This is a genomic window from Sediminibacterium sp. GW821-FHT12F12 (genome assembly GCF_058806635.1).
Genome location: NZ_JBXAPW010000002.1, coordinates 143,715 through 166,612, shown reverse-complemented (window position 1 = coordinate 166,612; position 22,898 = coordinate 143,715). Strand labels below are relative to the sequence as shown.

Sequence of the window (22,898 nt, the reverse complement as noted above, 5' to 3'; positions counted from 1 at the left end):
GAATAGTAAAGTAACTTACCTGTCCAATTTTACTGTATATGAGAAAATTAATCTTGCTGGTACAGGCAGTGCTATTACTGTCTCTCCCCCTCTTTTCCCAGAAAAAAGACAAAACAAAAACTACCATCCCCGTTGCTGTGAAACAGGATAATACCGATTCTGTTCTGTTCTCCAGACAACGTTACCGTTTGGTAGGCCCATTCCGTGGCGGACGCAGTGGTGCCGTTGCCGGGAGTTACAAAAACAGGAACACTTTCTACTTTGGTAATACCGGTGGTGGTGTATGGAAAACCAATGATGGTGGCAGTAACTGGAAAAACATCACGGATAAATATTTTGGTGGAACCATTGGCGCTGTAGCCATTGCCCCCAGCGATGAAACAGTGGTATATGTAGGCGAAGGCGAAAACACGATGCGCGGAAATGTGGCCGAAGGTCTGGGTGGTATCTGGCGCAGCGATGATGGGGGTAAAAACTGGCGTAACCTGGGGCTCAAAGATGGTCGACATATCATCCGCATTGTGGTGCACCCCAAAGATCCCAATACAGTTTGGGTGGCGGTGATGGGACACCTGTTCGGGCCCAATGAAGAGCGAGGGGTATTCAAAACCACCGATGGCGGCAAAACCTGGAAGAAAACATTATTTGTTAATAACCAGACCGGTTGTTCAGACCTGGTAATGGAACCCGGTAACCCTGCTGTGTTTTATGCAGGTATGTGGCGTGTAATACGCACCCCGCATAGTATGGAAAGTGGCGGAGAAGGCAGCGGTTTGTATAAAAGTGTGGATGGTGGCGAAACCTGGACCAGCATTACGGCTAAAAAAGGATTACCCAAAGGTACCTGGGGTATTGTGGGGGTAGCAGTGGCCCCATCCAATACAGATAAAATTTATACGATCATAGAAAACGCCAATGGTGGCCTGTTCATGAGTGCCGATGGTGGCGAAAGCTGGACATTGACCTGCAATGACAATAATATCCGCCAGCGAGCCTGGTATTACAGTAAAGTGTTTGTAGACCCTAAAAACGAAAACCTCGTTTATTGCCCCAATGTAGAGTTTATGCGTAGCCGCGATGGAGGCAGAACATTCCAGAGTGTGAATACGCCGCATGGCGATCACCATGATCTGTGGATTGATCCGGAAGATGGTAACCGCATGATCGTGGCAGACGATGGCGGTGCACAGGTAAGTTTTGATGGATCCAATAACTGGAGCACTATGAATAACCAGCCTACAGCTCAGTTCTACCGCGTATCTACCGATAATTCATTTCCCTACCGCATTCTGGGCGCACAACAGGATAACTCCACCGTTCGCATCAAGAGCCGTACTTCCGGTGCAGGTATCACGGAAAGAGACTGGGATGTTACCGCTGGTTCAGAAAGCGGTTATGTACAGGCCGACCCTACCAACCCGGATATCGTATACGGCGGCAACTATGGAGGTTATTTATCAAGGCTCGATCACAGAACCGGCGAAAACCGGGCAATCAATGTATGGCCCGATAATCCCATGGGCGCCGGTGCCGATGTGTTGAAATACCGCTTTCAATGGAACTTTCCCTTCTTCTTCTCTCCGCATAATCCCAAACGTTTGTATGCAGGCGGTAACCATTTATTTGTTACAGAGAATGAAGGACAGAGCTGGGAAACCATCAGTCCGGATCTGACCACCAACGATAAATCGCGCCAGGCTTCCAGCGGTGGACCGATTACCAAGGACAATACTTCTGTAGAATACTACTGTACCATTTTTACTGCAGCAGAGTCTGTACTGGAAAAAGATCTTTTGTGGACAGGCAGCGATGATGGATTGGTGCATGTAAGTAAAGATGGCGGTAAAAACTGGGAAAATGTAACCCCGCCCGAAGCAGGTAAATGGATGATGTGGAACTGTATTGAAACAGATCCTTTCCAGAAAGGAACGGCCTATTTTGTGGGAACTAAATATAAGCTGGATGATTTTGCGCCGTATATCTTTAAAACAGCAGATTATGGCAAAACCTGGAAACGCATCACCAATGGTATCGATAATATGCATTTTACGAGGGCTATGCGCGCTGATAAAAAACGTCCGGGACTGTTGTATGCAGGAACGGAATATGGCATGTACATCAGTTACGATGATGGTGCCAACTGGAAAAAATTCCAGCTGAACCTGCCCATCGTTCCGATCACTGATCTTACCATCAAAGAAAACGACCTGATCGTTGCCACACAGGGACGTTCTTTCTGGGTATTGGATGATCTGACGGTGGTACAGCAGAAAGACGCAGAGGTGCTGAACAGAAACCTGCATGTATTTGCTGCCAATGATGCATACCGCACAGAAGGTGGTGGCAGAAGAGGCCGTGGCCAGACAGGTATGCCGCAGAATATGGGTGAGAATCCTGCTACAGGTGTGATTTTCAATTACTACCTGAAAAATGTAACGGACTCCTCTAAAGTGTCCATCACCGTGTTTGATAAACAAAACAAACCCATCAAAACTTTCAGCAAATCTGCAAAAGAGAATACCGACAAAATCGATTACAACAGCGGTATGAACCAGTTTGTATGGGATATGAATTATCCGCCTGCCGAAACAGTAGAAGGACTGATTCTGTGGAATGGAAGAATTGGCAACGTTAAAGCGGCACCGGGTACATACCATGCACGTTTCAGGTATGGTAAGGATTCAGTAGACCTGCCCTTTGTGATCAAAGCAGATCCGAATTACAAAATGACGGAAGCTGATTACGATGCACAGGTAGGATTCCTGTTGCAGGTAAGAGATAAATTCAGCGAAGTACAGCGTGCCATTAAACAGATCCGTTCGCTGCGCAGCCAGATCAATGACTTTACTGCTAAACTGGAAGCAGGGGATGGTATAAAGGATATCAAAAAAATGGGCGACAGCATCAATAAACAAATGACGGCTGTAGAAGAAGCACTGTACCAGACCAAATCAAAAAGTGGTCAGGACGTACTGAACTTCCCGATCCGTTTGAATGATAAACTGGCTGGTTTGTATGGGGTAGCTTCCAGCGGACAAAACCCGCCCAGCAAACAAGCACGCGAAGCTTTTGAAGAACTAGGCGGTCAATCTGACGTACAACTCGCGAAGCTCAAAAAGATCATGGACACCGATCTGAAAGCGTTTAATAAAATGATCAACGATAAACAGTTGCCGGTGATCGGCGTGAAGAACTAGGATCGATTAACGGATTGCGAATTGGCGGATTAGCGGATGGATTTCACCATCAACTGATTCGCCAATTTTTTTGATACTATCGATTTTTTTTAAAAGTAATTGAATGTAGATAAGCATAATCCACTAATCCGTCATCCGCTAATCAGTTAATCCTCCAGCAGATCCGGTCTTCTTTCTTTGGTACGAATCAATGACTGCTCATGCCGCCATTCCTCTACTTTCTTAGGATCGCCCTGCGTCAGGATCTCGGGTACTTTATCGCCGCGAAAATCTGCCGGGCGGGTATAAACAGGCGGAGCTAGTAAATTATCCTGGAAAGAATCAAATAAAGCAGAAGTCTCATCATTCAACACACCGGGGATCAATCTTCCTACGGCATCAACCACTACTGCTGCGGCCAGTTCTCCGCCACTGAGTACATAATCGCCGATAGAGATCTCCATGGTTACATATCGTTGACGGATGCGTTCATCAATACCTTTATAATGTCCGCAGATGATCAGGATATTTTCTTTCATAGATAAACTATTCGCCGTTTTCTGGTTGAAGTTTTTACCGTCCGGCGTCATGAAGATGATCTCGTCATATTTTCCATCCTGCTGCAGTTCATCAATGGCATTGGCCAGGGGCTCGGGCATAATTACCATACCGGCACCACCGCCAAACTGGTAATCATCTACCTGCATATGTTTGTTGATGGCCCATTTGCGGAGATTGTACACGTTTACTGTAAGCAAACCTTTGTCGTTGGCACGTTTCATAATGCTGTGACTGAAAGGGCTTTCCAGCAGATCCGGCACCACTGTCAAAATATCGATCTTCATACTGCAAACATACAGAATACCTGTAGAGGCTGCAATGTATAGGGGAAATGAAAGTACAGGAAGGATCAGAGATCCATGAATCCACCCAGATCACGTCTTTCGCGTTTGGTGGGGCGGCCAATCTTGCTGAGGCGTTTACCTGTTTGAAAAGTAGCCGCTTCAAATTTGATCCGGTCCAGCTCTTCCGCAGGCGTCAGGTCTGTATAGTATTTAATGGCTTCTGCATATTGCACACGGCTGTGCAGCAGGCCGGTTACTTTTACTACCCATTTACGGGTTTCGTTTTTTACCTCATATTCATCGCCCAGGGCCACTATGCGGGAGGCTTTTACAGAAACACCATTCAGTTTTACTTTTCCTTTATCGCAGGCATCGCCCGCCTGGCTCCGTGTTTTGAACAAACGGATGGCCCAGAGGTATTTATCGATGCGGAGTTTGTCTTTTACTTCTGCCATAGTAATGATAAAAGCTTTTGGAAAGTTCTAAAACTTTCCAAAAGCTCTAGTTGTCTTTATTTCATCTCAGCATAAAACTGGTGGAAATACGGAATGGTTTCAATGCCTTTGTAGAAATTGAACACATCATATTTTTCATTCGGACTGTGCAGGTTATCACTATCTAATCCAAAACCCATGAATACAATCTTTAATCCTAATTCTTTTTCAAACAAGGCACAGATAGGGATACTGCCACCACCACGAACCGGGATGGGCTCTTTGCCAAATGTGGCGTGAATAGCTTTGGAGGCTGCTTTATACGCATCCGAATCAATCGGGGTCATATACGGCTCTCCGCCATGATGTTCTTCTGCTTTTACGGTAACACCGGCAGGCGCAATACTTTTAAAATAGTGCAGGATCTTTTCAGTGATCTTAACCGATGACTGGTTAGGGATCAACCGGCAGGAGATCTTGGCAAAAGCTTTGGAAGGAAGAACGGTCTTGGCTCCTTCGCCGGTATAACCACCCCAGATGCCATTTACTTCCAGTGTAGGGCGGATACCGGTTCGCTCATTGGTGGTATAACCTTTTTCACCCCAGAGATGCTGTAAACCCAGATCTGCTTTGTATGCTTCTTCATTAAAGGGAGCCTGCGCCATTTTTTCTCTTTCTGCAGGGGTAGATTCAATCACATCATCATAAAAACCGGGGATGGTGATATGGTTGTTCTCATCATGACAGGAAGCGATCATTTTAGCCAGCATCGTGATCGGATTGGCTACCGCACCACCATATACACCGCTGTGCAGATCACGGTTGGGCCCGGTTACTTCTACTTCAATATAACTCAGTCCCCGTACCCCGATATCGATCGAAGGCGTATCCATACTCAGCATAGAAGTATCGCTGATCAGGATCACATCGGCCTTTAATAATTCTTTATTGGCTTTTACAAACGTGGCCAGGTTCGGACTTCCCACTTCTTCTTCCCCTTCAATAATGAATTTTACATTGCCGGGTAAAGTATGGGTCTTCGTCATCGTTTCCAATGCTTTTACATGCATGTAAAACTGTCCCTTGTCATCGCAGGAACCACGGGCAAATATTTTTCCGTCTCTGATCACCGGCTCAAACGGACCGCTGTTCCACAGTTCCAGCGGATCGGCGGGCTGTACATCGTAGTGCCCGTATACCAAAACAGTGGGTTTGGAAGGATCAATGATCTTTTCTCCATATACCACCGGATGCCCATCGGTTGGGTAAATAGTAACCGTATCTGCTCCGGCTTCCAGTAAACGTTGTTTTACCGCTTCAGCGCAACGGATCATATCGTCTTTGTACTCGCTGCGGGCACTGATGCTGGGTATGCGTAATAATTCCAGTAATTCGTTCAGGAAACGGTCTTTGTGCTGTTCCTGATAATCTTTCCAAACCTTCATGATCGTTGATTTAAGTATGATGAATGCGTTGTTTTTTCAAAAGGGTTAGCGGATGGCAAAGGTAAGCAGCTTTTGGGAATCGGAAACCTGCAGATCAGCCCTGATTGACCATTCACCATTGCCCATTCACACCTGGTGTTTCTGGTTAGAAATGATATTCTCCAGTGTCCAGTCCAGCCGCTCTTTCATCGCTTGCTGGCGAACGGAACAATCTGTTTTGGTGCAGATGGTACAACTGAATGGCAGGCAGCCATCTGTATGCACAAACAATTCAATGGCATCTCCGAACTGCTGTTTAATCAGCGCTGCTAACGCATCAATTTCCAGGTGCGCTTCATGTACATTCAGGTACCAGGGAACGGTCAGGTGGCAATCAATATGCAGTAAAGGGCCATACTTGATTACGCGCAGGTTATGCAGATCCACCCAGTTGGCACGGCGGTTATCGTTCAATACGTTGATAAACCGTTTCAGCAGTTGCATATCGGCTTCGTCCATAATACCTGCCAATGAAGTTCGGATGATGCGGTAACCGTTGTAGATTACCAGCACACTCATACCGAGGGCAATTACTTTATCCAGCCAGTACAGGCGGGTAACCAGCATAATGGCTAATCCGGCAATGATACCGATGGTAGAGTAAGTATCTACCTGCAGGTGTTTGCCACTGGCCTGCAAGGCCAGTGAGGTATTTTTTTTGCCGATGCGGATACAAACAGCGCCTGCTACATAATTAATGACGGCGGTGGCCCCCACGAGGATCAGACCTGTATCCAGTTTCTGTAAAGGACTCTCCTGCAGAAAATTCATCACGGTCTCATAGATGATCATGATACCGGCTGCTACAATCAGTCCGCCTTCTACCGCGGCCGAAACAAATTCTGCTTTACCATGTCCGTAGGGATGATCCAGATCGCGGGGTTTGGCGGCCACATACAAACTGTACAAACCAACAAATCCGGCAATCACATTCACAATACTCTCCAGCGCATCCGAAAGAATGGCCAGCGAGTGCGTGTATTGATACGCGATGATTTTGGTAAGGAACAGCACTACACTCAGGATCGTGATCCAGCGCTGTATCCTGAAATTTTGTTTGGCTGATTGCAGAAAAAATGTTTCTACAAAAGTATTGTTTTAATACGGGAACCGGATCGCTTATCGCAAGGGATGGCTCTTGACACCTTCATGGGTGATGATGACAGGTTTGATGGCACCCTGTTCATCAAAATGAAGTTCATCGATGCAGGTAACACGTGCATTGGCATCTTTTTCGCCCAGCGGACGGCGATGGTAAACCATATACCATTTGTCTGTACCGGGTACCTGTATCACAGAATGGTGTCCGGCACCTGTGGCAATGGCCGGGTCCTGCTGCAAAATTTTTCCGATACGTTTAAACGGGCCCAATGGCGAATCTGCCATGGCATAAGCCACGCTATAGTTAGGGCCGGTCCAGCCACCTTCCGACCACATGAAATAATATTTGCCGTTGCGGATAAACATGAAGGGCCCTTCCACATATCCTTCGGGAGTGATCTCTTTAAACGTACTGCCATCTGCAAAAGGCAGAAAGCCCGTAAGGTTTGCATTCAGTTTACCGATATTACAATGCCGCCATCCTCCATAGATCAGGTAGTCCTGCCCATCTTTGTCCTGAAACACAAACTGGTCAATGGGTTGGGCACCGTTGTAAAACTGGTCAACCAGCGGTTTGCCCAGGTAATCCCGGAATGGTCCGGCCGGATTATCTGCCACAGCCACACCGATGCCTCCTTTCTCCTGGTTGTTTTGAATATCATTGGCCCCGAAGAACAGGAAGTATTGATTTTTTTTATGGATGATGGAAGGTGCCCACATAGCCCTTATGGCCCATTTGATGGCGGTGGTATCGAGTATCCGGCTGTGTTTGGTCCAATTAACAAGATCAGGTGAAGAGAAAGCATCCAGAAACACCTGCTGGTTATAAGGTGCAGAAAAAGTTGGATAGATCCAGTAACGCTTCCCGAATATGGTTCCTTCCGGATCGGCGTACCATCCCGGAAAAACCGGGTTGTTCTTTTTCACCTTCACCGGTTGATCCTGCGCATAGGCTAAGCAGTGCAATAGCAACAGCAAAACAAACAACGGTGATTTTTTCAGCATGGTGTAAGCAGACAGTTTCGAGCCGGTTTAGATTAATTCAATAGTATAGCTGATATCGCAATGTTTGGCCAGCATGGCAGAAATGCCACAATACTTTTCCTGCGATAGATCAACCGCTCTTTTTACTTTATCGAGGTCTTCCGGTTTGGCATCTATACGATAGGTCATCTTGATGAACGTAAATGTTTTGGGATGCTCTTCGGTTTGTTCCGCCTCCGCATCAATCTCAAATTTACTGAAAGACACTTTCATTTTTTTTAGGATATCCACTACGTCCATTCCGCTGCAGCCGTTTAAGGCACCCAGTAACATTTTCTTCGGGTTCATACCGCTACCCGATCCTCCTCCTTCTACAGTGGTATCAATTCTTACAGTTTGTCCGGTATCTGCAGTGGCATCAAAAGCCATGCCTTCTACCCATTTGGTGCTCGTCTTCATGATTCTTTCTTTTATAAAGTCAAAATTCAAAAGAATGTTTTTTTGACTTTTTACTTTTGAATTTTTAATTAAATATTATCCCTGTTCATACCGCTTCTGCACAAAATCCCAGTTCACCACATTCCACCAGTTATTGATATAATCGGGCCGTTTGTTCTGGTATTTGAGGTAGTACGCATGTTCCCATACATCCAATCCGAGCAGGGGGGTGCCCTTCAACTCGCTGATGTCCATTAAAGGATTATCCTGATTAGCGGTAGAGCCCGCTACTAATTTTTTATCAGCCGTTAGTACCAGCCAGGCCCAGCCACTGCCAAAACGGTTTTTGCCGGCATCAGTAAACTGCGTTTTAAAAGCTTCGAACGAACCAAATCCCTGGTCAATGGCGGCTGCCAGTTTGCCTTCAGGTTTGCCGGCTACTCCGGGTTTCATGCATTGCCAGAAAAGTTCGTGGTTATAATGACCACCTCCGTTATTACGCATTTTGGCGGAGTACTTCGAAATGTTGCGCATTAGCTCTTCGAGTCGGGTGCTGTTGGTATCCACTTTCTCGGCTACACAGGCATCTGCCAGGTTCTTGGCATAGGCTGAAGCATGTTTACTGTAATGGATCTCCATGGTCATGGCATCAATGACAGGCTCCAGTGCTTTGTAGTCGTAGGGCAAAGGTTGCTGGGTAAAAGCATTACCGGCAACAGGAGCCCCGTTTGCCTGTACCAAAGAGGGCAGCACGGTGAGGCCAATACCTGCTATACCCGTGGTTTTGATAAAAGAACGACGGCTTTTGTTATGGGTTGACATAAAATATAGGTTTAGGATTTTTTGAAGAAACTAAAATTAACCAAAAATCTCCGCAACTGCTTAAAAGAGCGATAGTAGAATTCCTGGTTGAATAACTGCGAATCGCGCATGGCTTTATAGGTGAGAAAAGCGCCGATCGGGATCAATACAAAAGTGGAGAGCCACATCCCCATCAATGGACTGGTCTGTTCAGATTTCACAAATTTCTCGCCAAACGTGTTGAACAGGTGAAAGATGACAAAGAAAATGATGGCAAAAACCAGTGGTGTGCCCAGGCCTCCTTTGCGGATAATGGATCCCAGGGGTGCGCCGATCAGGAATAAAACAATACAGGCTGCCGATAAAGTCAGTTTCCTGTGCCACTCAATCTCGTGCAGGCGAAGCGATTTTTGCCGCTCTTTATAATCAGCATCCAGTACAGCAATATTGCCCTTCACGCTCTGCAACTGGCTGATGGCGGCATCGGTAATGCTCTGCTTCACAGAATCAGGAATGAACTCATCAAACTTCCTTGCTTTTTTAATGGCATCCGGTTTGATCTTTGCCCAGCCTGTATCCTGGTAACGGGTAAACCGCATATAAGGCGACACTTCCCTGTCTGTTTTCCGTAAATAAAAACTATCCAGGCTCTGTAAAGAATCGATGGCACCGTTCAGCTGCCGCAGACTCAGCATTTTGGGATCGTAAAAAGCACTGTCGCCGGATTTGTTCATCTGGAAACTCTTCAGGTCAAACACTTTTTTATATTCCTGAAATCCCATCCGGGTAAACTCTGTATTAGTGGTTGAGCGTTGTCCTTTTTCTTCGTAGCGCCATCCTTTTTTGAGCACGAATTCCAGGAAACGTTTGTCCTTTGTGATGCGCATCACACCGCTTTCTGCGATCAGCATATTATCCTGCAGCCCATTCTTTTTTTCAAAAATGACTACGTTGTGGATGATGCTGTCGTTTTTTTCTTTCCTGCCCAGTTTAATCACATACCCTTCGATCTTATCATAAAAAATACCTTCTTTGATATCAAAAGCCGGTTTGGATACGATGATATCATATTTTAAAGTAGATAGTTTTAATTGTGTTACCGGAATGATATTATTGGCAAACAGAAAAGCAAGTCCACTGATAAAAATCGTGATGATGAGCAGCGGCCGCATAAAACGCAGCAGAGGAATACCGGCGGCTTTGATGGCCACCAGCTCAAAAGTTTCTCCTAGGTTGCCGAATGTCATGATGGAAGAGAACAGCAGAGCAAGGGGTAAAGCCGTTGGTACCCAGAACAGGGTTACCAGTCCTACCAGTTTTAAGATGGTGAAAAGATCCAACCCCTTTCCCACCAGGTCATCAATATATAACCAGAAGAACTGCATGGTTAATACAAAGAGGGAAATGGCAAAAGCTGCGATAAAAGGACCGATAAAAGAGCGGATAACGAGTATATCGAGTTTTTTAATCACGGGTCCTTGCTTAATATTGTTTTATGAGCCCTGCAAAAGTAATGCTTTCACAAAAGGAACGGGAACTGGTAACAGATGCCGGTTGGATTTTAACAAAGAATCAGGTCATTGGCAAAGTGTACACGCTTTTTGGCAACCTGAGTGAGAATTACCGCCAACAATGGGACGCACACCCGGCTCTGGCAGTAGCCGATCCCGGCTTCTACTCGCCCAAGATCTCGAAGGGTGAACAATACCGGGGCTTACCCTGGGTAATACTGGATCATCCCCGTTATTTTACCGGTACCGATAGTTTTGCCATCCGCAGTTTTTTCTGGTGGGGACATTTCTGCAGCATCACTTTACAATTAGCGGGCAGCTACCAGCAGCAATACGGACCTGCCATCAGGCAATATTTTCGGGAAAACCCTGCAGCTCTTGCCGGCTGGTACATAGGAGTAAGTGCCGACCCCTGGGATCATCATTTTGAAGAAGACAATTACGGGCTGCTGGCAAATGAACTGGAGAAGGATTGGAATGCGTTGCCCTTTCTGAAACTGGCAAAAAAAATCCCACTACAGGAATGGGATGGGATAACTGATTTTTTTGAAGGGAACTTCCACGCGATCCTGCAGATGCTGGATCCGCAAACTGCCTAAGCCCCGCCTAAACGGTGAAACAGGTCTTTGATCTGGTAGCCCCATAACTGGCTCTGGTCCTTGATCTCGTTCTTCTCAGCAAAATCCTTGATCACCAGAATGGTCTGGTTAGAGATCTCTGTTTTTTCGATCCGGAACTCAAAATATTCGTTCTTATCGCTGTGATGCCAGTGAAAACGGATGAATTTGTCTTCCTCCTTGTCTAACACATCCGCCTTATCCGGTACGCCACCACTCCAGGAAAAACTGTACACATTCTCCCACTCATCCACTTTATCTGCAAACCATTCCTGCAAACCGGCAGGCGTAGCTAAAAATTCGAATAAAATTGTTGGTGAACATCTGACCGGAAACTCCAACGTAAATAATTGCTTCTTACTCATTACAATCTCTTTATCCTACAACCAATCGTAGGTGTGCAATAATATTAAATAATCCCTCGCTTCCAAATGTTTTTTTAGCACGAAGACACTGTTCGGGTGTCTAAAACCGGGGCCGATAGAAACTTTTCTCGTAAGTGTTTGTTTTTCAATGTGTTGTGAAAAATATATTTTTTGATAAGTTTTAGAATTTTGTTAAATTGCTCTACAACAGACTATGTGGCGTAGTGTTTCGTTCGCTTAACCTTGTAACCCGGTTTTCTATACCAATACAACCTACTACTAAAACCAGTTTATTATGAGTATGCGCCAACTCAAAATAACGAAGTCTATTACCAACCGTGAGTCTCAGAGTCTCGAGAAATACCTCCAGGAGATCGGCAAAGTGGACCTGATCAGTCCGGAAGAAGAAGTAACCCTGGCCATGCGCATCCGCGAGGGCGACCAGGCGGCTTTAGACAGGCTGGTAAAAGCCAATCTCCGTTTTGTAGTATCGGTAGCCAAACAGTACCAGAATCAGGGACTTACCCTGCCCGATCTGATCAATGAAGGCAATCTGGGACTGATCAAAGCTGCGCTGCGTTTTGATGAAACACGTGGTTTCAAATTCATTTCTTATGCTGTATGGTGGATCCGACAGAGTATCCTGCAGTCACTGGCCGAGCAGAGCCGTATTGTAAGGCTTCCATTGAATAAAGTGGGCCTTACCAACCGCATCAGCAAAGCCTACCAGCAACTGGAGCAGGAGTTTGAACGTGAGCCCACGCCCGAAGAACTGGCCGATTTGCTGGAGATAGGCATTGATGAAGTAACCGCCACTATGAGTGTGGGTTTCCGTCATGTAAGTATGGATACACCTTTGTCTGATGGCGAAGACGGCACCCTGCTGGATCTGATGGAGAACCCCAATGCCGAAAAAACCGATGAAAACCTGGTACACCACGAATCGCTGCGTATGGAGATAGAGCGCAGCCTGCGTACCCTCACCGAAAGGCAGAAAGATGTGGTCTGTTATTTCTTCGGAATAGGTGTAGACCATCCACTGAGCCTGGAAGATATCGGCGAACGGTTCCACCTTACCCGCGAAAGGGTTAGGCAGATCAAAGACAAAGCCATCACAAAGCTCAGAAGTACCAATAGGTCAAAACACCTCAGGTTCTATTTAGGATAACCGTATTTTTCATAAAATCATACCGTAACCCCAGCCTTCAGGCTGGGGATTTTTATGTGCCCTATGCACCGGGCTTCAGCCCAGATGGCTTTCCAGCCATAGTTCGCGTTCTATTTGGGCTAAAGCCCGTTTGATGGTTCTGGGTTTGATCCCCAGCCTGAAGGCTGGGGTTAAATAGAAAATCCTGCATTTCGTAGCTACAATTTATATTTGCAATCCTTACTGAATATGACTTCGGTTATATTCATTTTTATTTGTGACTATCAGAAACCTGTGAATTATGTTTAACTCTCTTAGTGAAAAGCTCGAATCGGCCTTTAAGAACCTCAAAGGCGAAGCGCGGATCAATGACCTCAATATTGCCAATACGGTAAAAGATATCCGCCGTGCGTTGATAGATGCGGATGTGAATTTTAAGATAGCCAAGGAATTTACAGATAAGGTAAAAGACAAAGCTACCGGCGAGAAAGTGATCAATGCCATCAGTCCGGGCCAGTTGATGGTAAAAATTGTGCAGGATGAACTGACCGAACTGATGGGTGGTACCGAAGCACAGTTCAACATCAGCGGTAACCCTGCCATCATTCTGGTAGCGGGTTTGCAGGGTAGCGGTAAAACCACTTTTACGGGTAAGCTGGCCAATTACTTAAAGACCAAAAAAGGCAAATCGGTATTGCTGGTGGCAGCGGATATTTACCGTCCTGCGGCGATAGACCAGTTAACGGTTCTGGCAGAACAGGTAGGTGTGGATGTGTACAGTGAGCGGGAAAACAAAGATGCTGTTGCCATTGCGTTGAATGCCATCAAAGAGGCAAAGGCAAAGAATAAAAATGTGATCATCATCGATACGGCTGGCCGTTTGGCCATTGATGAGGCGATGATGACCGAAGTAGCCAATATTAAATCGGCCGTGAATCCTGCTGAGATCCTGTTTGTAGTGGATTCAATGACCGGACAGGATGCGGTGAATACCGCCAAAGCCTTTAACGACCGACTCGATTTTACCGGAGTGGTGCTGACCAAACTGGATGGCGATACCAGAGGTGGTGCTGCTTTATCGATCAAATACACCGTAAACAAACCGATCAAGTTCGTGAGCAGTGGGGAGAAGATGGATACACTGGATGTATTTTATCCCGATCGTATGGCCCAGCGGATCCTGGGCATGGGCGATATTACCAGTCTGGTAGAAAAAGCACAGGCACAGTATGATGAAGTAGAAGCCAAAAAACTGGAGAAAAAAATCCGTAAAAATCAGTTCGATTTTCAGGATTTTATGGACCAGTTACAGCAGATCAAAAAAATGGGTAACCTGAAAGACCTGATGGGCATGATACCGGGTGTAGGTAAAGCCATGAAAGATATTGATATCAAGGATGATGCTTTTAAAGGCATTGAAGCCATGATCAGTTCTATGACACCCTTTGAGAGGGCCAACCCTGATTCACTCACCCCATCGCGCAGACAAAGAATTGCCAGAGGAAGCGGCAAGGATATGGCCGAAGTGAATGCTTTTATGAAACAGTTTGAGCAGATGAAGCAGATGATGAAGATGATGAACAATATGCCGATGGGCGGACGTTTCCCGGGTATGAAGCGGTAGGGCCGATTTACGGATTGAAAGATCAGTCTGTTGATTCTTTTTATGTGCTTAGCTTTTCCTATTTATCCCGATTCTGTTGTATAAAGGCCTTCAAATCCGCCAATCCGTAAATCAGCCCTGCCGAATAATGATCCCGGGGTACAAGTGTGCGACGCAAGGGAAGCCAAATAGCCCCCCAAAAGCCTGAGAAACAATATAATAGCAATTCCTTTACAGACGGTCTTGGAATAATTGCCCTTAACCCTTACATTTGCTGTCCGATTATTCTTAGTCGGATTAACCAAATTCCTAACGTTAAATTTCTATTTAACATGGCAGTAAAAATTAGACTACAGCGTCACGGTAGCAAAAAACGCCCTTTCTACTTTATAGTAGTGGCCGATGCACGTGCACCAAGAGATGGTAAGTTCATTCAGAAAGTAGGAACTTACAACCCGCTTACAGTACCAGCAACTATCCAGTTAGACCGTCAGAAGGCACTGGAGTGGCTGAACAAAGGTGCTCAACCCACCGATACTGTACGCCGAATCCTCTCTTTCAAGGGAGTATTGTATTTAAAACACCTGTTAAGAGGTGTGAACCTGGGACTGTTTGATCAGGCCGCAGCTATGACTAAATTCCAGGCATGGCATGAAGAGCACGAAGCTAACGTAACCCGTCGTTCAAGCGAACACAAGAACACACAACGCGCTAAGAAAGTGTATGTTCCTGTTGTTAAAAAAGTGGAAGTTAAACAGGAAGAAGCAGCTCCTGCTGACAGCACTCCGGAAGCAGAAGCACCCGCTGAAGCTTAGTAAGTACGACTTACCATATTACAGCAAAAGCCCGTTACGAAAGTTTCGGGCTTTTGTGTGTCTAATACCGCGCCTTTGCGCCTTTGCGGGAAAATTTGCTCGCAAAGGCGCAAAGGCGCGGAGTATTGAGCTAAATTGCATGTCAATGAAAGATTACATTAACATAGGCCGTATTGTAGCTGCTTTTGGTTTGCAGGGAGAAGTGATACTGAAACATGCGCTGGGCAAAAAAACGATCCTGAAAGATATTGAAGCAGTGTTTGTAGAAGAACACAAGGGGTCTTACCTGCCTTATTTTGTAGAATCATCCAAAGCCAAAGACACGGAAGAAACCTATGTAAAACTGGAAGGGATCAATACCCGCGAAGCCGCCAGCCGTTTGAATACCAAACCTGTTTGGTTACTGGATGAGGATTTTCGTAAACTGGCGGGTAAAACCGCCCCTATTTCTCTACTCGGCTTTCAGGTGATCACGGATGAAGATGAAAACCTGGGCCCGATAGAAGAAGTGATAGAGCAACCGCACCAGGTGTTATTACGCATCAGCCTGGATGGTAAAGAAGCGCTGATACCTTTGCACGCTGAATCGCTGGATAAGATCGATCACAAAAAGAAAGAAGTGCATGTGATACTGCCGGACGGATTATTGGACATCTACCGGTAATATCGGGTACAGCAGTATTGCACTCAGCAAACTAAACCATGATACAAAGCCCCGTTTTTGAATACCTCCTCCAGGTAACAGAAGAACATATCGATGATCTTCAGCACGTCAACAATGTGGTTTACGTACAGTTCATGCAGGATGTGGCGGATAAACATTGGCATAGTGTTGCATTGAATGAGTTGGAAAAACAAGTTATATGGGTGGTGCGCAGGCATGAGATCGATTACCTGCACCAGGCCGTACTGGGCGATGAGCTGCTGATCCGGACCTGGACAGGTGAACATACCACGGTTAGCTGGGACAGGCACTACGAGATCATTCGCCCATCAGACCAGAAAAAAATCATTACTGCAAAAAGTGTCTGGGTACTTCTCGATAAAACCACCGGCCGGCCGAGACGAATCGAGGAATCGTTGTTGAAACGATTCTCATAGTCTCCGGTTATTTCAATTAGCGGATTAGCGGATGACGGATTAGCGGATTTTTAGAACTGTATAACAGCTTACTATTAGAAAATCAATCCGCTAATCCGTCATTCGCAAATTATTTCAGCCCGCTCAACTCAAACGCATCCACTTTTTTCAATTGCACCCCCGCATGCTGTAAGGCACGTTCTGCCTGTAAGATATGCCGGTAGTTATGGGCGATGAGGAAGAGGAAAGTGTCTCCCAGTTTCAGTTTGATGAATTTGGCAATCGAGATCGGGATCCGGACCTTGTTCAGGTCTACCTGTTTGGATCTCCGTAATAACTGTAATAACTTCTCCTGCTGTTCAATAAATTCAGCGATCACTGTATAGCTGTCGTTATTGGTTTGTGGCGTATGGTCTTTGGGAGCGGCCATTTTTTTAGCGGGAATTCCATCTGCTTTGGGCAGCATCATCTGGGTAAAATAATTTCCCAGCCAGCCTGCGGTAAAACGTACGGCGGATTGTTGTTTTTCGCGGATGGCTTTGTTGATGGCCTGCTCCATCAGCGGCAGATAATAACGGCCATAACTGTTCAGGTGCATCAGGCACTGGTTGGCGCTCCATTTTTCGGGCGAAGGTTTATAACCAAACTGATGGTGCGGCAGCATCTGCCATTCACTAACGGCTTTGTTCAGAAAAGCATCTGTCTGGTCTATCAGCGAGTCGGTTAAGGTTTGTGATAAATAAACTGGCATTGTTTTTTGTTTTTGTTACCACAAAGCTGGCTCGGATGAGAATAATAAATCTTGGCGTAGACCAAGATTTTTAGAAGTCTGGAGTTAGGAGTTGGGAGTCTGGAGTACATTTTCTTCCAACTCCAAACTCCGTCACACCCTCACCGTTCCCAATAACTTGCTGAAAGTGGTTGCATCAATGCCCAGGTAAGAAGCCAGGTATTTATGCGGGATGAGAGTAAGTACATGCGGACTCCGTTTCAGCAAGGTTCTGAATTTCTGCTCGGCCGAGAAACATTGCAGTTCTATCTGTCTTTCCAGTACGCCGGCCAGGGTATAATTCGTGGCTTTGCGGATCAGCTTTTCAAAATTGTGGTAACGGTCCAGCAACTCCTGAAGCTGGTGGTAAGTAGTACGGATGAATTCGCTTTTTGTCAGGGTCTCTAAATGATATCGGGAGGGCTGCTGCAACAAAAAGGAATCGGCTACACCTGAGAAGGAATAAGGGTAGGTAAAAACAATGGTAGCTTCTTTATCATCTTCTCCGAGATAAAACGCCCGTTGAACGCCCTCGGTTACAAAATACAGGTACTTCTCTGTTTCGCCCGCTGCAGTCAGCAGTTCTTTTCTTTTAGCCGAAAACGGCTGCCAGATCGAAGCAAACGCATTCCACTCCTCTTCCTGTAATGTATGAATAGGCGTAATGAATTTTCTCAGTTCTTCGATGGCAGATGGATTCACGGATTGGCGGATTAACGGATTACTCAATGGACCAAACATTCTATCATTCACTCATTCACTCATTCACTCATTCACTCATTGTTTCTTTATCCAATTTACGGCAGTTTCCAAAACCAGATCTCTTTTTTCTTTCAGGTCTCTGGGGCTTGGCTTAACCGGCACATCCGGTTGTATCGGGTCAAAGTTTTTTTCATCCCCATCAGCGCGGGTAAACATTTTGGTAGAGGCCCGGGCAATGATATGTGTGTTGGGAAGCATGAAATTATACATCTCTCCAAAATCATTTCCCGGCTCACCGGTAGGTTCTCCAAACAAGGTGGCGAGCTGAAAACTTTTGATTCCATCGGATAACATATTGGCACTGGAGAAGGTATTGGGACCAATGAGAACAGCGGTTTTACCGGTAAATGTCAGGTCCCTGCGTAAAGGCTTGCGTAAATCCTTATTTAGGTATGTATACATTTCACCCTCCTTGAGGGAATTGTAAAACCGGTTTTCTGATGGATTACCTGTATTCTCCATCAGCTTCAGAAATGCTTTATAATGAGTACTGCTTTTCCATTTCATGCCGCCGGACAACACATAGGGTTTCGTAGAAAAATAGCTGATGAGCGAATCGCCCAGTGCAGAGTTGCCTCCTCCATTACCACGCAGGTCAATGATCAGCCCTGCCGCATCCGCTTCTTTGATTTTTGTGAAACTGTTTTTGAGGAAATCCGAAAATGGGTTAGTTCTGCTGTTCACCATTTGCCGGTAATTGATATAAGCGATATTGCCGGGCAGCATCGTAAATGTATAGGGTTCCGCAGGCTGGTTTACATTGGCTGCCAGCAGTTTGGTCAGACTATCGGCCTGCTTTTTGGAATATCCCGGTGTGCTGAAATCAATGATCTGTCCGGCTTCCGTTCTGGCTTTGATCCGGTAAGGACTTGTCATCCCATGCAGGAACAATAATTTACGTACATAGGTAGCGATCTGTTGTTTGCGCCAGGTTTCCAGTCCACCATAATACTTCCTGAATTGCTGGTTAAGTTCACTAACCGGTTTCCCATTCACTTCCAGAATCGCTGCATTTACGCCCAGTTGTTGCTCACTGCTCAGATCGCGGTCTACGATCCAACTGGTATCTGTCGCTTTTTGTAAAAGAAAAGGGAAACGAAGAGAATTCGTATACATGCTATCCGTTATGGTGCTGGAAGGCATACCAATATGCCCCTCATCCAAAAGCGCAGCCAGTTTGCCGAAAAGTAAAACGGCTTCTGTTTGAGAGATACTGTCGCCAAGAGCAGATAATAACTGGTTCTCTTTTTTTTCGAGCGCTTCTTTGCTGATGGCGTGATACAGATTCACATGCGATTCTTCCATCACTTTCTGCCAGAAGCGGATATCATCTGCCAATTGTTCTTTGGCAATTTTTTGAAAGGCAAAACCGGGAATAGGTGCTTTGGCGTAAACGATGCCTTGCTGTGATTGGGCGGTATAAAAAAACAGGAGGCCGATGACCAGTACAATTGTTCTCATTTGTATCAGTTGAAGCCGCTAAAATAGGCGGTTTTGCAGGATTTGCCTTTCACATAAAAGGGTGATTTATAAGAGGAGAAAACGCTGATCTTTGGTAACTTTCGCAACGGATGAGCGGTCCCCAACGTTATATTGCCCACTTAGATCTCGACTCTTTTTTTGTGAGTGTGGAGATGTTGCATGATCCTTCGCTGAAAGGTAAAGCGGTGATCGTGGGCGGCTCCAGAGACAGGGGCGTGGTTACCACCTGCAGTTACGAAGCACGTAAGTTTGGTGTGCACAGCGCCATGCCAATGAAAACAGCAATGAAACTTTGTCCACATGCCATTATTGTTCGGGGCACAAGGGGTGAGTACAGCCGTTATTCCCGCTGGGTCACCGATATTATTGCGGCCCGGGCTCCCTTGTATGAGAAAGCGTCGATTGATGAGTTTTATATTGATCTGACTGGCATGGATAAATTCTTCGATCCCTACCAATGGACGATAGACCTGCGGGCAGCCATTATAGAAGAAACGCAACTGCCCATCTCTTTCGGACTGGCCACCAATAAAATGGTTGCCAAAATAGCTACGGATGAAGCCAAACCCAATGGATATCTTTTTGTACAGCCCGGTATGGAAAAAGAATTTCTGGCGCCTTTGCCGGTGAATAAATTCTCCGGGGTAGGTGAGCAAACATTTTTAACGTTAAAATCGATGGGGATATACACGATCCGTGATCTGAGCGAAACACCGATCGCAGTACTGGAGAAGAAACTGGGTAAATATGGGGCCGATCTCTGGCGCAAATCGCAGGGTTTGCATGATGGGGAAGTACATGGCTATCATGAAGCCAAGTCCATCTCCACAGAAAATACTTTTGAAGAAAATATTTCAGATGTAGCTGTATTGCTGAGCGAATTGGTTCGCATGACCGAAAAAGTGGCTTACGAACTTCGGCAGGATGAGAAACTGACCGGCTGTATTGCGGTGAAGATCCGCTATCCCGATTTTGAAACCACTTCCCGCCAGACCAGTATCGATTATACGCTGCGCGATGATGAATTGATACCGGTAGCCATCGACCTTTTTCATAAACTCTATCGTAAAGGACAGCCGGTTCGGCTGCTGGGTGTGCGTCTTAGTGAACTCACTAACCACCCGGTTCAGGCCAGTTTATTTGATGATGCAGAAAAGAAAAATAAGCTCTATAAGGCCATCGATGATGTAAAAAACACGTTTGGCAAAGCCTCCCTCAAAAAAGCAAGAACGATATCTGCCGGTAAAAAACCCGGTAATTAATGGAGGCCTATGGCCCGATCAGAAAACCAGTTTAAAAATAGTCTACTATTTTAATAGGAAATCACTATTTTCGTTTTATAAAATCAAATACTATGGGTTTACGTTTAGGGGATATTGCTCCCAATTTTCAGGCACAAACCAGTGCAGGTAATATCGATTTCTATGAGTATTTAGGTACCGGTTGGGGTGTATTGTTCTCGCATCCGGCCGACTATACACCGGTTTGTACCACCGAACTGGGCAGAACCGCTTCGCTGCAGACTGAGTTTGAAAAACGGAATGTAAAAGTACTGGCGCTGAGTGTGGATTCGGTAGACAGTCATAAAAACTGGATCAAAGACATCAATGAAACCCAGCATGTATATGTCGGTTTTCCCATTATTGCCGATGAAGATAAAAGCATCGCCCATGCTTATGATATGATCCATCCCAATGCGTCAGAAACTTTTACGGTACGCTCCCTGTTCATCATTGGTCCGGATAAAAAAGTGAAACTGATCATTACTTACCCGGCGTCTACCGGAAGAAATTTCGTGGAAGTATTGCGTGTCATTGATTCCCTGCAGTTAACCGCTGGTTACAGCGTGGCCACACCTGCCGACTGGAAAGAGGGAGAAGACGTGATTGTGGCACTGACTGTGAGTACGGATGATGCGATTAAAAAATTTCCGAAAGGAGTGGATGTGATTAAACCTTACCTGCGGTACACGCCGCAGCCCAATAAATAAGCAGGCAATCGTTTATTTATTTTTTGTACTTGTTCCGGCCCCGATGTCTATCGGGGCTTTTTTGTGAACAGACTAGCGGGAGGACAGATGAACAGACGAACAGATGAGCGCAGAACATAGAACAAGCTCATGTAGTGGCATAAAAACAATAGACCTATTAGGAGTAGTAGGAATTTCAAGGGTTCTTACTATCTTTCTGTGAAATAACTGCTATGAGAAGAATATCTTTCCTGGTTCTGTCTATGCTGGTGATGAACCTCCTCTATGCCCAGCGAACCATATTACATTGCGGGCAACTCATTGATGTGAAAAATTTACAGGTATTGAAAGAAATGTCGGTGATCATTGAAGCCAATAAGATCACTGATGTGCAGAAGGGATATGTCACCGGCGCTGCGGGAGATAAACTGGTTGACCTGAAAAATAAAACCGTGATGCCCGGTCTGATTGATATGCATGTACACATGGAAAGCGAAACCAACCCCGGCAACTACCTGAACGGGTTTACCTGGAATGGGCCTGATTATGCTTTTCAGTCGGTGGTATTTGCCGAGCGAACATTGATGGCCGGTTTCACCGCTGTTCGCGATCTGGGTGGCAGCGGCGCCAATATTTCATTGCGGAATGCCATCAATAAAGAATGGGTAAAAGGCCCGCGGATCTACACCGCCGGTAAGTCGATTGCCACCACGGGCGGGCATGCAGACCCCACCAATAATTACCGCAAAGACCTGATGGGCGATCCTGGTCCGAGAGAAGGTGTGGTGAATGGCGTTGACGACTGCGCCAAAGCAGTAAGGCAGCGATACAAAGAAGGATCGGACCTGATCAAAATAACTGCTACCGGTGGTGTATTAAGTATGGCCAAAGATGGCAGTGGTGCCCAGTTTACAGAGGAAGAAGTAAGAGCGATTGTATCTACCGCCAAAGACTATGGGTTTAAAGTGGCCGCACATGCACACGGAGCAGAAGGAATGAAACGTGCGGTTTTGGGTGGGGTAAACTCCATCGAACACGGTACTTATATGAGCGAAGAAGTGATGGAACTGATGAAACAGAAAGGTACTTATCTCGTGCCTACCATCATTGCCGGTAAATCATCAGCCGACTCTGCCAGGAAACCCGGTTATTATCCCGATATCGTTCGCGCCAAGGCATTGGTAGTAGGTAACTATATACAGGCCACATTTGCCAAAGCCTATAAAGCCGGCGTTAAGATCGCTTTCGGAACCGATGCAGGCGTATACGCACATGGAAAAAACTGGATGGAATTTGCCTACATGACCGAAGCCGGTATGCCCATACTCGAAGCCATCCGTGCTGCCACCGTAAATGCTGCCGATCTATTGGGTGATGACCGGATCGGCTCCATCGAAAAAGACAAATTCGCCGATATCATCGCCATAGATGGTGATCCGGTGAAAGATGTGAAAGCCATGGGCAGGGTGAAGTTTGTGATGAAGAACGGGACGGTGTATAAGAACGAATGAGTGA

The 22,898-nt window shown here is 45.9% G+C and carries 22 protein-coding genes; 10 read left to right on the top strand and 12 right to left on the bottom strand.

The window, feature by feature from the left end; translation table 11 throughout:
• The first annotated feature begins 38 nt into the window (after nucleotides 1–38).
• Nucleotides 39–3,197 (top strand): VPS10 domain-containing protein, encoded by a 3,159-nt coding sequence (locus AC1RNB_RS03275; protein ID WP_493080672.1) that lies wholly within the window; start codon nucleotides 39–41, stop codon nucleotides 3,195–3,197.
• 146 nt (nucleotides 3,198–3,343) lie between these two features.
• Here the strand turns inward: AC1RNB_RS03275 and trmD are convergent, their stop codons facing one another.
• From trmD to AC1RNB_RS03235, 8 genes are all read right to left on the bottom strand, one after another.
• Nucleotides 3,344–4,021, bottom strand: coding sequence for a tRNA (guanosine(37)-N1)-methyltransferase TrmD (gene trmD, locus AC1RNB_RS03270; protein WP_493080670.1), 678 nt, complete (start codon nucleotides 4,019–4,021; stop codon nucleotides 3,344–3,346).
• A 65-nt stretch (nucleotides 4,022–4,086) separates the two neighbouring features.
• A complete protein-coding gene (locus AC1RNB_RS03265; protein ID WP_493080669.1) occupies nucleotides 4,087–4,476 on the bottom strand; it encodes an RNA-binding S4 domain-containing protein in 390 nt (129 codons plus the stop codon).
• A 56-nt stretch (nucleotides 4,477–4,532) separates the two neighbouring features.
• Nucleotides 4,533–5,900 carry a dipeptidase gene (locus AC1RNB_RS03260; protein WP_493080667.1) on the bottom strand — a complete coding sequence of 456 codons (1,368 nt, stop codon included), beginning with the start codon at nucleotides 5,898–5,900 and terminating at the stop codon, nucleotides 4,533–4,535.
• A 126-nt stretch (nucleotides 5,901–6,026) separates the two neighbouring features.
• A complete protein-coding gene (locus tag AC1RNB_RS03255; RefSeq protein WP_493081282.1) occupies nucleotides 6,027–6,965 on the bottom strand; it encodes a cation diffusion facilitator family transporter in 939 nt (312 codons plus the stop codon).
• Between the two features lie 93 nt (nucleotides 6,966–7,058).
• Nucleotides 7,059–7,967, bottom strand: coding sequence for a glycoside hydrolase family 43 protein (locus AC1RNB_RS03250; protein ID WP_493080665.1), 909 nt, complete (start codon nucleotides 7,965–7,967; stop codon nucleotides 7,059–7,061).
• Nucleotides 7,968–8,072: 105 nt separating this feature from the next.
• On the bottom strand, nucleotides 8,073–8,483 hold the full coding sequence (locus AC1RNB_RS03245) for an OsmC family protein (protein WP_493080663.1): 411 nt from the start codon (nucleotides 8,481–8,483) through the stop codon (nucleotides 8,073–8,075).
• A gap of 75 nt (nucleotides 8,484–8,558) precedes the next feature.
• Entirely contained in the window at nucleotides 8,559–9,284 is a 726-nt protein-coding gene (locus AC1RNB_RS03240) for a superoxide dismutase (protein ID WP_493080662.1), read from the bottom strand.
• An 11-nt stretch (nucleotides 9,285–9,295) separates the two neighbouring features.
• A complete protein-coding gene (locus tag AC1RNB_RS03235) occupies nucleotides 9,296–10,735 on the bottom strand; it encodes an LptF/LptG family permease (protein ID WP_493080661.1) in 1,440 nt (479 codons plus the stop codon).
• Between the two features lie 23 nt (nucleotides 10,736–10,758).
• Here AC1RNB_RS03235 and AC1RNB_RS03230 point away from each other — a divergent pair, with 23 nt between their 5' ends.
• Nucleotides 10,759–11,373, top strand: a complete 615-nt coding sequence (locus AC1RNB_RS03230) for a hypothetical protein (protein WP_493080660.1) — start codon at nucleotides 10,759–10,761, stop codon at nucleotides 11,371–11,373.
• Here the strand turns inward: AC1RNB_RS03230 and AC1RNB_RS03225 are convergent.
• A complete protein-coding gene (locus tag AC1RNB_RS03225) occupies nucleotides 11,370–11,756 on the bottom strand; it encodes an START-like domain-containing protein (RefSeq protein WP_493080659.1) in 387 nt (128 codons plus the stop codon). The genes AC1RNB_RS03230 and AC1RNB_RS03225 overlap by 4 nt on opposite strands.
• A gap of 295 nt (nucleotides 11,757–12,051) precedes the next feature.
• On the opposite strand from AC1RNB_RS03225, the gene AC1RNB_RS03220 reads away from it, so the two are divergent.
• The 5 genes from AC1RNB_RS03220 to AC1RNB_RS03200 all read left to right on the top strand — a co-directional run bounded on the left by AC1RNB_RS03220 (nucleotide 12,052) and on the right by AC1RNB_RS03200 (nucleotide 16,422).
• Complete coding sequence (locus AC1RNB_RS03220) at nucleotides 12,052–12,924, top strand: sigma-70 family RNA polymerase sigma factor (protein WP_493080657.1); 873 nt, start codon at nucleotides 12,052–12,054, stop codon at nucleotides 12,922–12,924.
• A 280-nt stretch (nucleotides 12,925–13,204) separates the two neighbouring features.
• Nucleotides 13,205–14,527: a signal recognition particle protein gene (gene ffh / locus AC1RNB_RS03215; protein ID WP_493080656.1), complete on the top strand. Its 1,323-nt coding sequence runs from the start codon at nucleotides 13,205–13,207 to the stop codon at nucleotides 14,525–14,527.
• A 311-nt stretch (nucleotides 14,528–14,838) separates the two neighbouring features.
• Complete coding sequence (gene rpsP / locus AC1RNB_RS03210) at nucleotides 14,839–15,321, top strand: 30S ribosomal protein S16 (RefSeq protein ID WP_493080655.1); 483 nt, start codon at nucleotides 14,839–14,841, stop codon at nucleotides 15,319–15,321.
• A 145-nt stretch (nucleotides 15,322–15,466) separates the two neighbouring features.
• On the top strand, nucleotides 15,467–15,985 hold the full coding sequence (gene rimM, locus AC1RNB_RS03205) for a ribosome maturation factor RimM (RefSeq protein WP_493080654.1): 519 nt from the start codon (nucleotides 15,467–15,469) through the stop codon (nucleotides 15,983–15,985).
• 38 nt (nucleotides 15,986–16,023) lie between these two features.
• Nucleotides 16,024–16,422, top strand: coding sequence for an acyl-CoA thioesterase (locus AC1RNB_RS03200; RefSeq protein ID WP_493080653.1), 399 nt, complete (start codon nucleotides 16,024–16,026; stop codon nucleotides 16,420–16,422).
• Nucleotides 16,423–16,531: 109 nt separating this feature from the next.
• Here AC1RNB_RS03200 and AC1RNB_RS03195 read toward each other — a convergent pair whose 3' ends face one another.
• The 3 genes from AC1RNB_RS03195 to AC1RNB_RS03185 form a co-directional block, all read right to left on the bottom strand.
• Nucleotides 16,532–17,152 (bottom strand): DinB family protein, encoded by a 621-nt coding sequence (locus AC1RNB_RS03195; protein WP_493080651.1) that lies wholly within the window; start codon nucleotides 17,150–17,152, stop codon nucleotides 16,532–16,534.
• Nucleotides 17,153–17,284: 132 nt separating this feature from the next.
• Nucleotides 17,285–17,872 carry a Crp/Fnr family transcriptional regulator gene (locus tag AC1RNB_RS03190; protein ID WP_493080649.1) on the bottom strand — a complete coding sequence of 196 codons (588 nt, stop codon included), beginning with the start codon at nucleotides 17,870–17,872 and terminating at the stop codon, nucleotides 17,285–17,287.
• Nucleotides 17,873–17,947: 75 nt separating this feature from the next.
• Entirely contained in the window at nucleotides 17,948–19,393 is a 1,446-nt protein-coding gene (locus tag AC1RNB_RS03185) for a S41 family peptidase (RefSeq protein WP_493080648.1), read from the bottom strand.
• A gap of 110 nt (nucleotides 19,394–19,503) precedes the next feature.
• Between AC1RNB_RS03185 and dinB the strand changes: the two genes are divergently transcribed.
• The 3 genes from dinB (at nucleotide 19,504) to AC1RNB_RS03170 (ending at nucleotide 22,894) form a co-directional block, all read left to right on the top strand.
• Nucleotides 19,504–20,676, top strand: a complete 1,173-nt coding sequence (dinB, locus tag AC1RNB_RS03180) for a DNA polymerase IV (RefSeq protein WP_493080647.1) — start codon at nucleotides 19,504–19,506, stop codon at nucleotides 20,674–20,676.
• 92 nt (nucleotides 20,677–20,768) lie between these two features.
• The gene (locus tag AC1RNB_RS03175) at nucleotides 20,769–21,404 is read left to right on the top strand and encodes a peroxiredoxin (RefSeq protein ID WP_493080646.1); all 636 of its coding nucleotides are present in this window, start codon (nucleotides 20,769–20,771) and stop codon (nucleotides 21,402–21,404) included.
• A gap of 212 nt (nucleotides 21,405–21,616) precedes the next feature.
• On the top strand, nucleotides 21,617–22,894 hold the full coding sequence (locus AC1RNB_RS03170) for a metal-dependent hydrolase family protein (protein ID WP_493080645.1): 1,278 nt from the start codon (nucleotides 21,617–21,619) through the stop codon (nucleotides 22,892–22,894).
• Nucleotides 22,895–22,898: the final 4 nt, after the last annotated feature.